The sequence below is a fragment of the Deltaproteobacteria bacterium genome (assembly GCA_016875395.1).
GTDB lineage: Bacteria > Myxococcota_A > UBA9160 > UBA9160 > UBA6930 > VGRF01.
Genome location: VGRF01000010.1, coordinates 24,718 through 39,215, shown reverse-complemented (window position 1 = coordinate 39,215; position 14,498 = coordinate 24,718). Strand labels below are relative to the sequence as shown.

General features: G+C 69.3%; 12 protein-coding genes. 9 read left to right on the top strand and 3 right to left on the bottom strand.

Annotation, left to right across the window (positions count from 1 at the left end; genetic code table 11):
• The first annotated feature begins 166 nt into the window (after positions 1 to 166).
• Both FJ091_09900 and FJ091_09895 read left to right on the top strand, forming a co-directional pair.
• The gene (locus FJ091_09900) at positions 167 to 1,078 is read left to right on the top strand and encodes a hypothetical protein (GenBank protein MBM4383667.1); all 912 of its coding nucleotides are present in this window, start codon (positions 167 to 169) and stop codon (positions 1,076 to 1,078) included.
• A gap of 180 nt (positions 1,079 to 1,258) precedes the next feature.
• Positions 1,259 to 2,575 (top strand): aminotransferase class I/II-fold pyridoxal phosphate-dependent enzyme, encoded by a 1,317-nt coding sequence (locus FJ091_09895; GenBank protein ID MBM4383666.1) that lies wholly within the window; start codon positions 1,259 to 1,261, stop codon positions 2,573 to 2,575.
• A 3-nt stretch (positions 2,576 to 2,578) separates the two neighbouring features.
• Here the strand turns inward: FJ091_09895 and FJ091_09890 are convergent, their stop codons facing one another.
• Positions 2,579 to 3,883, bottom strand: coding sequence for a M20/M25/M40 family metallo-hydrolase (locus FJ091_09890; protein MBM4383665.1), 1,305 nt, complete (start codon positions 3,881 to 3,883; stop codon positions 2,579 to 2,581).
• Between the two features lie 355 nt (positions 3,884 to 4,238).
• Here FJ091_09890 and FJ091_09885 point away from each other — a divergent pair, with 355 nt between their 5' ends.
• The 7 genes from FJ091_09885 to FJ091_09855 all read left to right on the top strand — a co-directional run bounded on the left by FJ091_09885 (position 4,239) and on the right by FJ091_09855 (position 13,417).
• The gene (locus FJ091_09885) at positions 4,239 to 5,579 is read left to right on the top strand and encodes a peptidoglycan DD-metalloendopeptidase family protein (GenBank protein ID MBM4383664.1); all 1,341 of its coding nucleotides are present in this window, start codon (positions 4,239 to 4,241) and stop codon (positions 5,577 to 5,579) included.
• A gap of 113 nt (positions 5,580 to 5,692) precedes the next feature.
• On the top strand, positions 5,693 to 6,124 hold the full coding sequence (locus FJ091_09880; protein MBM4383663.1) for a hypothetical protein: 432 nt from the start codon (positions 5,693 to 5,695) through the stop codon (positions 6,122 to 6,124).
• 88 nt (positions 6,125 to 6,212) lie between these two features.
• The gene (locus FJ091_09875; GenBank protein ID MBM4383662.1) at positions 6,213 to 7,562 is read left to right on the top strand and encodes a glutamate--cysteine ligase; all 1,350 of its coding nucleotides are present in this window, start codon (positions 6,213 to 6,215) and stop codon (positions 7,560 to 7,562) included.
• 352 nt (positions 7,563 to 7,914) lie between these two features.
• Entirely contained in the window at positions 7,915 to 9,060 is a 1,146-nt protein-coding gene (locus FJ091_09870; protein ID MBM4383661.1) for a response regulator, read from the top strand.
• A 6-nt stretch (positions 9,061 to 9,066) separates the two neighbouring features.
• Complete coding sequence (locus tag FJ091_09865; GenBank protein MBM4383660.1) at positions 9,067 to 10,740, top strand: hypothetical protein; 1,674 nt, start codon at positions 9,067 to 9,069, stop codon at positions 10,738 to 10,740.
• A 296-nt stretch (positions 10,741 to 11,036) separates the two neighbouring features.
• Positions 11,037 to 12,227: a thioredoxin-disulfide reductase gene (gene trxB / locus FJ091_09860; GenBank protein MBM4383659.1), complete on the top strand. Its 1,191-nt coding sequence runs from the start codon at positions 11,037 to 11,039 to the stop codon at positions 12,225 to 12,227.
• A gap of 131 nt (positions 12,228 to 12,358) precedes the next feature.
• Positions 12,359 to 13,417, top strand: a complete 1,059-nt coding sequence (locus FJ091_09855) for a response regulator (protein MBM4383658.1) — start codon at positions 12,359 to 12,361, stop codon at positions 13,415 to 13,417.
• Positions 13,418 to 13,456: 39 nt separating this feature from the next.
• On the opposite strand, the gene FJ091_09850 is transcribed toward FJ091_09855, so the two are convergent.
• Together FJ091_09850 and FJ091_09845 are read right to left on the bottom strand one after the other, a co-directional pair.
• Entirely contained in the window at positions 13,457 to 13,639 is a 183-nt protein-coding gene (locus FJ091_09850; protein MBM4383657.1) for a hypothetical protein, read from the bottom strand.
• 53 nt (positions 13,640 to 13,692) lie between these two features.
• Positions 13,693 to 14,346, bottom strand: coding sequence for a ComF family protein (locus FJ091_09845; GenBank protein MBM4383656.1), 654 nt, complete (start codon positions 14,344 to 14,346; stop codon positions 13,693 to 13,695).
• Between the last annotated feature and the right edge of the window lie 152 nt (positions 14,347 to 14,498).

Below are 14,498 nucleotides of genomic sequence, written 5' to 3'. Positions count from 1 at the left end.
CTCCTCGAGCTCGGACGCATCGTCTCAAATGTACCCGCGCAGTGCGCGAGATAGGCAGTAGGGGTTTCTTGCGCGATCGCCAAAAATTATCGTGCCACCACGAGCCTCGCGCGACCACTACCGAGGGCGCTGGAGGATCGGCTCAATGCGGTGTCGAGCAAGCCTCGTGACCCTGGCGACCGCGGCGCTGCTCGCCTCGGCGGCGGGCGCCACGCCTTTGTTTCTGGCCGGCGTCGGATGCAACGGTCCGACCGTGCAGGACACGTCGAACTTCTCCGCCACGTCGAGCTGCAGCCCGCCCAGCTCCTCCGTCGGCGAGCTGGAGGTCCAGGAGGCCGCGTCGGCGAGTTCCGGGCCCGGCGTGATGCGGCTGGACGCCCAGAGCTCGACCTTCGGCTTTTTTGTTAAACAGCCGACAACGGTCGTTCGTAGTGCGCAGGCGTTTGCCGAGTGGACCTATGACGACTTCGTCGTGCTCGGGCCGGCGGGTTCCACGGCACCGGTGCTGGCGGCGCTCAACCTTCAAATCTCGGGCCTGTTATCGACGCTCACGTCGTTCTTCGACCTGAACGGTCCGCTCACTTCGAGTTCGAGCTCGAACGCCGATTTCTTCTTTCAGATCGAGATCAACGGGATCGATGTGGGGTACGGCGAGATCATCCGCCGCCAGCAGAACGGTGTCGTAACCGAGACCGTGGACGGCCTTTTCCTCAGTCTCTACCAGGGGGGCGCGCAGGTTCACGCGGCGGTGAAGAGCCAGTTCCTGATGCTCCCCGTCAACCAGGCGCTCAGCGTTCACGTCTTCGCGATCGCCGGGGCAAGGTCGGCGGCGTCGGTCGGCGGCACGCCAGCCGATGCGAACGACCGTACGGATGTGGCTTCGCTCGGCGACGCGGACTTCAGCGCGACCGTCCAGTTCCCCACGACGGGCCCCGTGTTCGACCTCCCCGCCGGCTACACGCTGCACTCCGTGAGCGCGAACATCGTCGACAACCAGTTCGTGCCTGAGCCGTCGACGTTCGCTCTGGGAGCCGCGGCTTCCCTCGCCGGACTCTGGGCGCGCCGCCGCGCACACTGATCCCTGAGAGACCGTGCGGGGCTGACACAGTTCTCGCGCGCAGACCTCGCGCAGCCGATCGGCAGCGAGCACTTCGGCGCGGCGTCGCAGCCGCGCTTGCCAGAATCGCTCGGCTAGCTTGCGCCGCCGTTTTCCTCTCGCCACGAAAGGCCCGTCATGTCCGCTCCTGCGAACGAAGTGCTGAACCCGCTGGCCAAGGAGCTGAACGAGAAGATCGGCGCCGCCGCGCCCGAGATCCTCGCGATGCTCTCGCCGCTCGGCCGCCGCCTCTACTTCCCGAAAGGCATCCTCACGCAGGGCGCCGAGGCGAAGGTGAAGGGCACGCGCTTCAACGCGACGATCGGCATCGCGACCGAGGGCAAGGCGCCCATGTACTTGCCGTCGATGCAGAAGCACCTGACCGGTGTGTCGCCCGACGAGGCCTACAACTACGCGCCGGCCTCGGGCAAGCAGGCGCTGCGCGAGCGCTGGCGCGAGAAGCAGCTCGCGGAGAATCCGTCGCAGCGCGGGAAGAACGTGGGCCTGCCGATCGTGACGAGCGCCCTAACACATGGCCTCGCGCTCGTGGGCGACCTGTTCGTCGCGCCGGGCGACCTGATCCTTCTGCCGGACCAGCTCTGGGGCAACTACCGCCTCACCTACGAAGTCCGGCTCGGCGCGAAGTGCGTGACGTTCCCGTTCTACGAGGGCGGCGGCTTCAACTCCGCCGGCTTCGCCGAGGCGCTCGCGAAGCACGCCGATGGCCGCGAGAAGCTGCTCGTGATCCTGAACTTCCCTAACAATCCGACCGGCTACATGCCCACGCCCGCGGAGGGTGACGCCATCGCGAGAGCGCTCGTCGCGCAGGCGCAGCGCGGCACGAAGCTCGTGGTCGTCACCGACGACGCGTACTTCGGCCTGTTCTTCCACCTCGGCGGCGAGTCGATGACCGAGTCGCTGTTCGGGAAGATCGCGAACGCGCACCCGAACCTGCTCGCGATCAAGCTCGACGGCGCGACCAAGGAGCTGTTCGTGTGGGGCCTGCGCTGCGGCTTCATCACCTACGGCCCGGGCAAGAGCGAAGGCGCGCAGGCCGTGCTCGACGCGCTCGAGGCGAAGACCAAAGGCGCCATTCGCGGCGCGATGTCGAACAGCCCGATGCTCTCGCAGTCGCTCGTCGAGAAGGCGCTCGCCTCGAGCTCGCTCGACGCCGAGCGCAAAGAGAAGTGCGAGCTGTTACGGGAGCGCGCGACCAAGGTGTACGAAGTCGCGAACGCGCCGCGCTTCCGCGAGAGCTGGAGCGTGTACCCGTTCAACAGCGGGTACTTCATGTGCATCAAGCTCAAAGGGGTCGACAGCGAGAAGCTGCGCATCCACCTGCTCGACAAGCACCAGACGGGCCTGATCAGCACCTCGCCGACGGACCTGCGCATCGCGTTCTCGTGCCTCGAAGCGAGCGACGTCGAGCCGCTGTTCGAGGTGGTGCACCGGGGGATCCAGGAGCTGCGGAGCGAGTAGCTCCTACTCCTCCTCCACCCGCTCCAGCTCCCGCAAGATCTCCACCGTCTTCCGCACGCTCAGCGCCAGGTTCTCCAGCGACACGCGCTCGTTCGGCCCGTGGATTCCGAGCGAGTCTTGGAGGCGGAGCCGGCGCGGGACGAAGCCGTAGGCGGTGATGCCTAGCGAGCGGAAGTAGTGCGCGTCGGTGAAGCCGGCGATCACGCGCGGCACCACGGTGCCGCCGGGCTTACTGCGCTCGGCGACTCGCTCGATCGCAGTCATGAGGGGAGTCTGCGTCGGCGAAGCGACTGAGGGGAACTCGAGCAGCACGGCGAGCTCGACCGTGGGGTCGTCGATGGCGCTCGCCATCTCGCTCACGAACTCCGCGCAGCTCTCGCCGGGGAGGAGGCGCGCGTCGACGGTGGCGCTGGCTTCGGCGGGCACGACGTTCGGCGCGTCGCTGCCCGCGAGCTGCGTGATCGACGTGGTGTTCTGCACGAGCGCGCGGCGGCCGGGATCGGAGAGGAAGCGCTCGCGGAACTGCGGGTGCAGCGCGAGCGCGCCGCGCAGCTCGCGCCACTGGCGCTGCTCGGCCTTCGGCGCGAGCGGCGCCATGCGCGCGAACATCTGCGCCACCTCGGGTGTGACGCGCAGCTCGTGCTTCATGTCGAGCACTCGCCCGAGCGCGCGCACGAGGTGCTGACCCGCGGCGGTGTCGCTCGCGGTCGAGCCGTGGCCCGGCACGCCGCGCGCCGTGAGCCGCACCCAACACGGCGTCTTCTCGGTGAACGCGACGCCCCACACGTCGCGGTCGCCGTTCTCGCCGGGCAGGATGCCCGCGCCCTCGGTGAGCAAGTACGCCGCGCCCCGTAACAACTCGGGATTGCCCCGCGCGACGAGGCCCGCGCCGCCGGCGCCGCCGGTCTCTTCGTCGGGCGTCGCGAGCAGGATCACGTCGCGCGCGAGCGGCCGCTTCGCGCGCGCGAGCTCCACGAGCGTGAGCAGGTGCGACACGGTGACGCCCTTTGCGTCGAGCGCGCCGCGGCCGACGACGTAGCCGCCGCCTTCGACGCCTGCGAACGGATCCACCGCCCAGCTCGCTTCGGTCGCGGCGACGACGTCGAGGTGCGAGAGCAGCAACAGCGGCGCGCGCTCGCCGCGGCCGGGCACGCGCGCCCAAAGCGCGGCGCGCTGGCTGTTCGGCGCGGGCAGCGGGATCACGCGCGCCTCGATGCCCTCGCGCTGGAGCACGCGCGCGAGGTACTCCGCGAGTGCGCGTTCGTTGCCGGGCGGGTTGGTCGTGTCGAAGGAAATCGCGCGCGTCAACAGAGCGGCAGCGACGCTGCCCAAGTCGCCATCGAGCGAAGGAAAGTCCGGCGTGGCGCCGCGCTTCGTCGGTGGCTCGGGCGTCGTTGCGCAAGCCACCAGGCACGCGGCCAGGGCACACACTCCAAGTCTCCGCAGGGAGCGCCGGCGGGCGGCCTCGAATTCGCGGCTCCAACGGCGTTTGGTGACGGAGCGCACGAACAACCTCACGAGCGGCGTGTATTTAGCACCTTCCGCTGCACGCGAATCACTAAGGGGATCACCCAAGCTGCCGATGAGAGCGGTGGCAAACGGAACGGAAGACGTGCGAACTGTGTCTCGGGGGGGACGGGGTTCGCGACTTGCCGGAGGCCCGATGAAGCTGCGAACGCTGCAAGCCGACGCCCGCGCGCGCGCCCACGAGCTCGCGACCGGCGGCGCGCTCGCACTCGCGATCTTCTTCGCCGTCGCCGCGCTCGCGCGCCTCGAAGCGCGAGAGCCGGCCAGCACCCCGATTGCCCCCACCGAGCTCTCGGTCGTCGCGAAGGCGGAGCCCGAAGCTCCCAAGGTCGCGGCGCCGCCCGCGAAGCCGGTCGAGCCTGCGCTCACGGTCGTCGAGGGAGCGCTCGCACGGCGCCAAACGCTCGGTCACGCGCTGCGCAAGGCCGGCATCGACGGCGGCGTGATCGATCAGATCGTCGACGCGATGTCGCCCGTGTTCAACTTCCGTTACGCGAAGGTCGGCGACGCTTTCCGCGCATCGCTCTCGCCGGCGGGCGAGCTGATCGAGTTCGCCTACACGCGCTCGCCGATCGAGGCGTACACGCTGAAGCGCCAGGGCGAGGATCTCGTCGCGCAGAAGCACGAGCCGAAGGTGGTGGTCCAGCGCGCGCAGCTCGCGGGCGTGATCACGAACAACCTCTACCAGTCGGTGGTCGCGCTCGGCGAGAGCGGCGAGCTCGCGCACGACTTCGCCGAGATCTTCGCCTGGGACGTGGACTTCTCGAAGGCGCAGCCCGGCGACGAGTTCAACGCCGTCTACGAGCGCCGCTTCTACGAGACGAAGTCTGGCCCCGTCTACCTCGGGCCCGGCCGCATCCTCGCAGCGCGCTTCTCGAACCGCGACGACGACTTCACCGCGATCTACTTCGAGACGAACCCGGCGAAGGGCGGCTACTACCGACCCGACGGAAGCGCGGCGCAGCGCCAGTTCCTGCAGGCGCCGCTGAACTATCGGCGCATCAGCTCGCAGTACGCCGCGAGCCGCCTGCACCCCGTGCTCGGCATTCGCCGCCCGCACCTCGGCGTCGATTACGCCGCGGCGCACGGCACGCCGGTGTGGAGCGTGTCGGACGGCACGGTGGTGTTCGTGGGCCGGAACGGCGGCCTGGGCAACACCGTCACGGTTCGCCACCGCGCCGGTTACGAGACGCGCTACGGGCACCTCTCGGGCTTCGCGAAACGCCTGCGCGTCGGCGACCGCGTGCGGCAGAAGCAGGTGATCGGCTTCGTCGGCTCGACCGGCCTCTCGACCGGCCCGCACCTTCACTTCGAGTTCACGCTCAACAAGAAGCAAGTGAACCCGGCGACCGTGCGAATCCCGCAAGGCGACCCGATCGGTCCCGGCCGCATGGGCGAGTTCACGAAGGCGCGCAACGAGCTGCTCGCGCTGATCGGCCCGACGCCGTTCCGCATCCCGACGAACGAGGCGCTGTAACGCGGAATCGCGGGCTGGGGTCAGACCCCGCCCTGACGATCTCGCACCGCCCGGGCTCCCTAATCACCCCCTAGCCCGGGCCCGCTCGGCTGTGCCACGTTCCGGCTCCCCCTATGAGCACGTCTCCCCTCGCACAGCGCATGGCGCAGCTCGGCTCGGCGCTCGGTGCGCGCGAGGCTGAGCATGCGGATGCGATCACGCAGGCGTGGCGACGGGCAGGCGCGCTGCGCGTCGAGGTCGCCGAGGCGCTCGATGCGTTCACGGCGGCCGCCACGCAGGCGGGTGCGCCGCAGCTCGCGGTGCGGCTCGGCGAGACTCGCACGGACGACAAGCACCTGCGCTCGGTCGAGTTCGACCTCACGCGCGGCCGGCACCGCGCGATCGTGGTCGTGAAGTCGCGCGGCGAAGTCACGTTGGTGGGCCCCTTCCATCAGGGGAAGGCCGAGGGGCCGTGCAAGTCCTTCCCGTTCGGCGCGGACCACGAGATTCGGGCCGCGCTCGGCGATTTCCTCGAAAAGTTCCTGGCAGAAGCCGCGACGCCGTAGCGCGCGTCACTGGCACTCACCCGGCAACGCAGAAACCTCCCCCCGGCTCGCGGCATCGCGGCCCCTTCAGCGCGCCCCGGAGAACCTCGTGAGTGGACAGCTCGACACAGCCCCCACTCCGGTCGAGTCCCTCGCGGACCTGATCGCCTTCCTCGCCAGCGGCGAGAAGCCCCGCGAGCGCTTCCGCGTGGGCACCGAGCACGAGAAGATCGGCTTCACCGCGGGCGGGAAGCCCGTCCCGTACGAGGGCGCGAACGGCATCGCGGCGCTGCTCGAGGCGATCGCGCAGGCCGACGGCTGGGAGCGCGGCTTCGACAACGGGAAGCTGATCGCGCTCAAGAAGAACGGCGCCTCGATCACGCTCGAGCCGGGCGGCCAGTTCGAGCTCTCGGGCGCTCCGCTGCGCACGATCTTCGAGACCGACCGTGAGATTCGCGCGCACTTAGAGCTCGTGAAGCGCCTCTCCGCGCCGCTCGGCATCACCTGGACCTCGCTCGCGCACCACCCGGTACACGATCTCTCCGAGATCCCGCGCATGCCGAAGACGCGCTACGGCCTGATGCGCACGTATCTGCCGACGCGCGGCGAGCTCGCGCTGCACATGATGCACCTCACCGCGACGGTGCAGGCGAACATGGACTTCGCGAGCGAGGCCGACATGGTGCGCAAGCTGCGCGCCGCGATGGCGGTCACGCCCATCGTCTCCGCGATGTTCGCGAACTCATCTCTCTATCTCGGCAAGCCTTCGGGCTTCATCACGCGCCGCGAGCACATCTGGCGCCACACCGACCCCGATCGCTGCGGCCTGCTCCCGTTCGTGTTCGAGGACGGCTTCGGCTACGAGCGCTACGCCCGTTGGGCGCTCGACGTCCCGATGTTCTTCATCGTGCGCGACGGCGTGTCGCTCCCGGCGCACACGAGCACGTTCCGCCAGTTCCTCGCGCGCGGCTTCGAGGGCCACCGCCCTACCGCCGCGGACTGGGATCTGCACCTCACCACGCTGTTCCACGAAGTGCGCCTCAAGCGCATCATCGAAGTGCGCGGCGCGGACTGCGTGCCGTTCCTCAGCGCGCTGCCCGCGCTGTGGAAGGGCCTGCTCTACGACGACACCGCACTCGATGCCGCCTTCGATCTCGCAAAGGACTGGTCGTTCGCGGAACGCGAAGCCGCGCTCGAAGATGTCGCGCGCCGCGGCCTCGCCGCGAGCGCCGCGGGCCAGCCCGTGCTCCCCCTCGCGCGCGAGCTCGCCGCGATCGCGAGCGAGGGCCTGCGCCGCATCGGCCACGGCGACGGCCCGCATCCCGACGAGCGCGTCCTGCTCGACCCGCTCCACGCCCAGCTCGCGAAGGGCCGCTCGCTCGGCGAGGAGCTCGTCGACGCCTGGGAAGGCGACCTCCACCGCGACCTCAACAAGCTGATCGCCGCAACGCGCTTCTGAGCCTCGATCTCCCGAACTCATCAGAATCGCGGTACTGCAAACACGCCTTGACGCGCCGCCCCTAACGAAGAGCGACCTCGATGACGAACGCTAGTCCCACGCAGGTCGGCCGAGGCCGCAAGCGAAGCGCGCAGCGAGCGGCAAGCGAGCGAAGTCAACCGGGAGGATTCGCCGACGCGCCCCCGAGCCTGAGGGAACCTGTATGCATCGGTGCGCGTCGGCGAAGCGCGCAGCAGCGGGCGAGTCTTCGAGCCCGATGCGAAGTAAACATGGAGAAGCGCCAACCTCGGTGCGCCTAACGACTCCAGCGCCCCCTCACGCCAACCAACCCCCGGGCTAGGTTGAACTCGCCATGGCCAAGACTCGTCCGCGCCTTCTCATCGTCGACGATGAGGAGGCCATCCTCGAAACCATGACCTTCACGTTCGAGGACGACTACGAGGTGTTCACCTCGACGTCCGCGAACGAAGCGCTCGCGCTGCTCGACAAGCACGCGCCAGTCGCCGTCGTGATCTCGGACCAGCGCATGCCCGAGATGACTGGCGTCGAGTTCCTGGCGCGCGTGTTCAAGCGCTCGCCCGCGACGCAGCGGATCATCCTCACCGGCTTCGCGGACATGAACGCGATCATCCGCGCGATCAACGACGGCCACGTCTACGCCTACATCACGAAGCCGTGGGAGCCCGATCACCTGAAGCAGATCGTGCGGCGCGCGGCGGATCACCACGCGCTCACCTGCGAGAACGAGCGCCTGTTAGGGGATCTGCGCGGCGCGAACGTGTTCCTCGAAGGCGTGATGGACCAGCTCGATACGGGCGCCGTGGCGCTCGACGCGAAAGGTTTCGTACGCGCGGTGAACAAGCCCGCGCGCGCGTTCTTCGGGATGACGGGGGACCCGCGCGGAAAGACGATGCGCGACCTCACTGACCCGGAGGTTTATGAGCGCTTCTCCGACGCGGTCACGTGCATGCGCGGCGACACGGAGGTCGGGCACTGCGACATCGACCTCCCCGTCGGCGACGGCGTGCGCCTGCGTGTGAAGCTGCACGCGCTGAAGGGGCCGGGCGGCGAGGCGATCGGCGAGGTGATTCTCGCGCGCGAGATTTCGCACGAGCCGCTGCGGCTGCGCTTCGACGAGATCGTCGAGGGGCTCGCGAACCACGCGGACGGCGCGCTGCGTCCGAAGCTCGCGAGTGCGCAAGGCGAGCTCGGCAAGCTCTCGCAGCAGCTGCGCGAGAAGCAGATCGTGGCCCCCGGCATGGGCGAGCTGCGCGAGCGCACGAATCGCACGCTCACCGCGATCGACCACTGGCTCACGGTCGACGACTCGCTCGCGCGCGAGGACTACCCCGACGCGCAGCTGCTGCGCGAGCGCATGCGCGTCGCGGGCGCGCGCTGGCCCCTCTCGGGCCGCCTGCCCGCGCGCGTGAAGGAGCTCGCGCAGCGCGTCGAGACTTATTACGACTCGGGCGAGAACCCGAAGCGCGCAGTGCTGTAGGGCGCGATGTCCGCGGCGACTCCCGCACCCGTCGCAGCGAGCGCGCCGCCGCCGATTCCGCGGCTCGAGCTGCGCATCGAGCGCCTGAAGGCGAGCTACCGCTTCACCTACGCCTTCCACGCGCGCGAGGTCCGCTTCGAGCGCGATGTGGGCGACGGCTTCCAGAGCGTGTTCCCCGAGACGTTCTCGTTCCACGCCGCGCGGCACGATCCCGCCGAGCTGTATCTGCGCCTCGACGATCTCTGGTCGAACCCGCGCCGCCTGTCTGCGCAGGCGAGCCGCCGCGACGCCGAGGAGCTGATGACGCGCCTCCTCGCCGCGTTGCCCGCCACGCTCGAGAACGTGCTCGCGCGCCTCGCGGCGGGCACGAACGCGGCGGCGCATCTGCGCGCGTGCGAGGACATCGCGGTGTTTTCGGCGATCGCGCTGCGCTTTCTCGCGGACAAGGAGCTCGCCGAGACGCCGCGCCTGCGCGTCGCGGCGCTGCATCTGCGCCGGCTGCATCTGCACGCGCTGCTCGCGCTGGTGGATTCGCGCGTGCGCCCCGAGTTCGTCCCGAAGTACGTGCGCGGCGAGGTGCGCGCGGAGGCGAGCGCGGATCCCACGGACGTGGGCTTCTTCGCCGCGCTCGCGAGCGGCGACGCAGAGCGCATCGACGGCCAGCTGCTCGGCGCCGCTGAGCGCGCCTATCACCGCTGGCTCGAGGACGTGTGTCTCGACACCGAAAACCGCGTCTTCGAGGAGGAGCGCTCGCCGTTCGCCGAGCGCGATGCGGAGGTGCTGCGCGCCGCGCTCGCCACCGAGAAGCATCGCGCGACGCGCGGGCGCGATCTCTCGCCGTTCCTGCGGCGCCCGTTCGACCGCGACTGCGCGCGCCTGCTCGGCAAGCTCGAGACGTACTTCCTGCGCCGCTACGACGTGCACCACGCCGCCGTCGTGCGCCGCCACGCGGAGTACCTGAAGCGCGGCGAGGAGACCGCGGACAGGCGCCTGTCGATCCACAGCACGACTTATTACTCGATCGCGCTCTTGATCCCCTCACTCCCGTTCATCGGCGCGGCGCTCGAGTACGAGCGGGCGCCGGCGCTCTTCGACGCGCTCGCCTCCGGCGTCGTCGCGCTCGTGCTGGGAGCGGCGGCGTGGTTCTTGTTCGTTCAGTTCATGTGGAAGAAGGACCTGACGCTCTTCTACACGTCGGTGCCGCGCGTCGGCGCCGGCATCATCGTCGGCTACGCGCCGGTCTTCATCATCGACGAGGTGTGGGACCTCGCGAACCAGCCGATCGTGTTCCTCGCGGCCACCGTGTTGTTATTGGGATCGACCACGCTGCTCTACCTCTTCGTCGAAGTGCAGCGCCGGCTCGGCGAGCCGCACCTCGCCTTCCGCCGCGCGCGCGACATCTTCCTGCTCGGCCTGATCGAAGCCGCGGGCTTCGGCGTGCTCGCCACGAGCCTGCTCGGCCCGCTCATGGCCGCCCGCAACTGGGGCCTCTACGAAGCCCCGCTGCACGCGATCCGCCCCACGCTCGAGCCACTCGTGGGCGAGCTCCCGCGCATCATCGGCTTCGAGCCGCTGAGTGCGTTTCCGTGGGCCATTCTCCTGATGAGCTTCCTGAGCTTCTTCATCGGGACGTTCTTGCAGCTGCTTTGGGAGGATCTGCCCATCACCGAGCCGCTTTGAAGCAACGAGGTTCGCGCTCTTCCTTGTTTACTTCGCAAGCGCCTCCGAAGACTCCGGCGCTTGCTGCGCGCTTCGCTTGCGGCCTCGGCCGACCTGCTCGGGAGGAGCGTTCGTCATCGGAGTCATTCTGACGCAGTGAAGCTGCGTCATCGGTCAGCCGGCGCGAGCAGTCCCACTTTTTGCGGGCTTATTGCCGATGGGAAAGAGGGTGACCGAAACGGCGCGCGGCGGCGGCGCATCCGAGCCCCTACCTTGCGCAGCCCGTTTCGTTGGAGACCGCGATGGCGAACATCACCATGTACACGAAGAGCTGGTGCCCGTACTGCGATCGCGCGAAGGCGCTGCTGACGCAGAAGGGGCAGACCTGGGCGGAGATCGACATCGAGGCGGAGCCGGAGAAGGGCGAGGAGATGGTGCGGCGTGCGCAGCGCACGACGGTTCCGCAGATCTTCATCGGCGACACGCACGTGGGCGGCTTCGACGATCTCGCCGCGCTCGAGCGCGCGGGCAAGCTCGACGCACTGCTCGGCCAGGAGAAGAAGGCGGAGCGCGCTGCGGAGCACGTGAAGCTGCTCATCATCGGCAGCGGGCCCGCGGGCTACACGGCGGCGATCTACGCGGGGCGCGCGGATCTCAAGCCCGTGATGTTCGCGGGGCTCCAGTTCGGCGGGCAGCTGATGCTCACGACCGAGGTCGAGAACTACCCAGGCTTCCAGGAAGGCATTACGGGCCCGGAGATGATGGAGCGCTTCCAAAAGCAGGCGGAGCGCTTCGGCACGCGCATTTATCAGGAAGACGCGACGCGCATCGACTTCTCGACGCGCCCGTTCCGCGTCGAGAGCGAGAGCGCTGCGTTCCTCGCCGATGCGGTGATCGTCGCGACCGGTGCGAGCGCGAAGTGGATCGGCATCCCGAGCGAGCAGACCTTCATGAACCGCGGCGTGTCCGCGTGCGCGACGTGCGACGGCGCACTGTTCCGCGGCAAGCCGATCGCCGTCGTGGGCGGCGGCGACACCGCGATGGAGGAGGCGCTCTTCCTCACGCGCTACGCCGCGCCGAAGGTCACGGTGATTCACCGCCGCAATGAGCTGCGTGCGTCGAAGATCATGGCCGAGCGCGCGCTGAAGAACGAGAAGATCGAGTTCATCTGGGACTCGGCGGTCGACGAAGTGCTCGGCGGCGACTACGTCACGGGCGTGCGCGTGAAGAACCTGAAAACGGGCGCGACCCGCGAGGTCGCGACCGAGGCGCTGTTCGTGGCGATCGGGCACAAGCCGAACACGGACCTCTTCAAGGGCGTGCTCGAGATGGACGACGTCGGCTACCTGAAGGTCGAACGCGGCTCCTCGCGCACGAACGTCGAGGGCGTGTTCGCGTGCGGCGACGCGATGGATCCGACCTATCGTCAGGCCGTCACCGCCGCGGGCACGGGCTGCATGGCCGCGATCGACGCGGAGCGCTGGCTCGCGGAGCGCGGCGGCGAGTAGTGCAAGCGAAGCGCGCAGCGAGGCGGAGTCCTCGGAGCCGAGCGGAGGTCGAACAGTGGCCTCAAAGTCCTGGGACGAGCTGAACGCGTCATTCCGCGCCCTGGGCGGCGAGTAATTAGGCGAGGAGCCGCGTGGCCCTCACACAAGAACGCCTGTTGCAGCTGATCGCGCGGTCGCCCGACCTCGTGGTCGCGACCGATCGCAAGGGCACCGTCATCTACTACAACGACGGTGCGGCGAAGAGCCTCGGCTACTCGGGCGACGAGATTCGCGGCCACCGCGTTGCCGAGCTGTACCCGAGCCTCGACGAAGCCAAGCGCGTGATGAAGGCGATGCGCGACGGCGGCGGCAGCGTCGCGAACTTCCAGACGCGGCTGCTCGCGAAGAGCGGCGAGATCATCCCCGTCGCGATCACAGGCACCGTGCTGCGCGACGACTCCGGTGAGCACGACGGCACGATCGGGTTCCTCAAGGACCTGCGCGAGATCCTGCGCAAGGACCAGCTCGCAACGCTCGGTGAGGTGGCGATCGGCGTCTCGCACGAGATCAACAATCCGCTCGCGGTGATCCTCAACCAAGCCGAGTTGTTGGAGCGCGACGTCGAGCGCCTCGCGGGCGAAGCCGAGTGCCCCGTCGAGCTGGAGCGCCTCGACGCGATCCGCCGCGAGCTCGCGCGCATCGCCGAGATCGTCGAGCGCTTGGGGCAGATGGCGCGCGAGGAGACCTACGAGACCGTCACGTACATCGGCCCCGCGCGCATGATCGACCTGCGCGGTCGCCGCGGCGACGCGCGCGCACCGCGCGACACGCGCCTCGCGGGCCTGCGCGTGCTCGTCGCCGACGACGACCTCGGCATCGCGCGCAGCATGAAAGAGATCCTCGAGCGCGACGGCTGCGAGGTGGTGACGGCGAGCGACGGCCTCGAAGCGCTCGACAAGCTCGCGACCGCGAAGTTCGACGCCGTGCTCACCGACGTCGTGATGCCGAACATGGACGGCCACGAGCTGTTCCTGACCATCCAGCAGCGCTGGCCCGGCCTGCCCGTGCTGATGATGACCGCGTTCCACTACGACAAGGACCACATCATCAAGCGCAGCAAAGTCGCCGGCCTCGCGACGGTGCTGTTCAAGAAGCCGGTGGATCCGGGGAAGCTGAGGGAGAAGCTGCTGGAGGCGGTGGGGGCGAAGTAGCAGTAGCCGCGGAGATCGCGCGGCCTGTCTCTGTCGCCGCTACTTCGCCACCGCATCCTTCGGCACGTTGAACAGCTTCCCGTCGTCGTTCTTCACGAGGAAGCGCGCGTCCCACTCCTTCAGCACGGTCACGGAGTCGCCCGCGGCGAAGGAGACCTCTTCGACGTCCTCGCTCAGGTTGGACTGATGCTTGAGCGTGAGCGCCTTGGTGATCGTGGCCATGTCGCGGCTCCTCCGTGCGGGGCGCGCGTTTGTAGCCGCGCGGGCGTGAGCGTTCAACGCGCGAGGGGGCGATAGGCGGCGGCGAGCGCGCAGATCTCGCGTGAGCCGGCGCGGCGCAGTGCGCGTGCGGCGGCGGCGAGCGTGGCGCCGGTCGTGACGACGTCGTCGACGAGCCACACGCGCGGCGGCGCGGGACTGCGCGCGCGGAAGGCGTCCGCGACGTTGCGTCTGCGGTCGCGGCGATTCAGCCCGGTCTGGCTCGGCGTGTCGCGCATGCGCTCGAGCAGCGCCGGCTGGAAGCGCGCGCCGACTTCGCGAGCGACTGCGCGTGCGAGAACGCCAGGCGGGCTGAAGCCGCGCTCGCGCAGGCGTCGTGGGTGCAGCGCGATGGGCACGATCGCGTCGGGCGCCGCGCCGCTCGCGTGTGCAGCGCGCAAGACCCACGCGATCGCGACGGCGTCGGCGCCGGGGTCGAGGCCGCGAAAGCCGGGCTGCGGGTACTTGAAGCGCTGCACCCAGTCGGCAGCGCGGCCCTCGTACGAGACGCCCGCCCGCCACGCGGCGAGTGGGCGCGGCGGCGCGGGCAGCGGGTCACAGGCGGGCTCTTCGCAGTGTGCACAGAGCGGCTCGCCGCTTGTTAGGGCGCCGCAATCGGCGCAGAGCGGCGGCAGGAGAAAATCGAGGGCTTCGCGGAGGAGGTCGCGCATGGGGGCCTGCGCGGGACCGAGCGGGGTGCGCGGGAGGTAGCGCGAAGAAGCGCTGCGAGCCGTGTGAACGCGCGTTCACGCAATGCGCGAGCGGGCATTCGATCCGGCGACTCTGCGCGGGGACGTTCCGCAAGTAAGTAAAGGAAGGCTTG

Bases quoted from the DNA above. Each gene is read 5' to 3' on its own strand.
- trxB (MBM4383659.1), top strand. From the start codon at position 11,037: ATGTACACGAAGAGCTGGTGCCCGTACTGCGATCGCGCGAAGGCGCTG.
- FJ091_09870 (MBM4383661.1), top strand. From the start codon at position 7,915: ATGGCCAAGACTCGTCCGCGCCTTCTCATCGTCGACGATGAGGAGGCC.
- FJ091_09880 (MBM4383663.1), top strand. From the start codon at position 5,693: ATGAGCACGTCTCCCCTCGCACAGCGCATGGCGCAGCTCGGCTCGGCG.
- FJ091_09885 (MBM4383664.1), top strand. From the start codon at position 4,239: ATGAAGCTGCGAACGCTGCAAGCCGACGCCCGCGCGCGCGCCCACGAG.
- FJ091_09865 (MBM4383660.1), top strand. From the start codon at position 9,067: ATGTCCGCGGCGACTCCCGCACCCGTCGCAGCGAGCGCGCCGCCGCCG.
- FJ091_09845 (MBM4383656.1), bottom strand. From the start codon at position 14,346: ATGCGCGACCTCCTCCGCGAAGCCCTCGATTTTCTCCTGCCGCCGCTC.
- FJ091_09850 (MBM4383657.1), bottom strand. From the start codon at position 13,639: ATGGCCACGATCACCAAGGCGCTCACGCTCAAGCATCAGTCCAACCTG.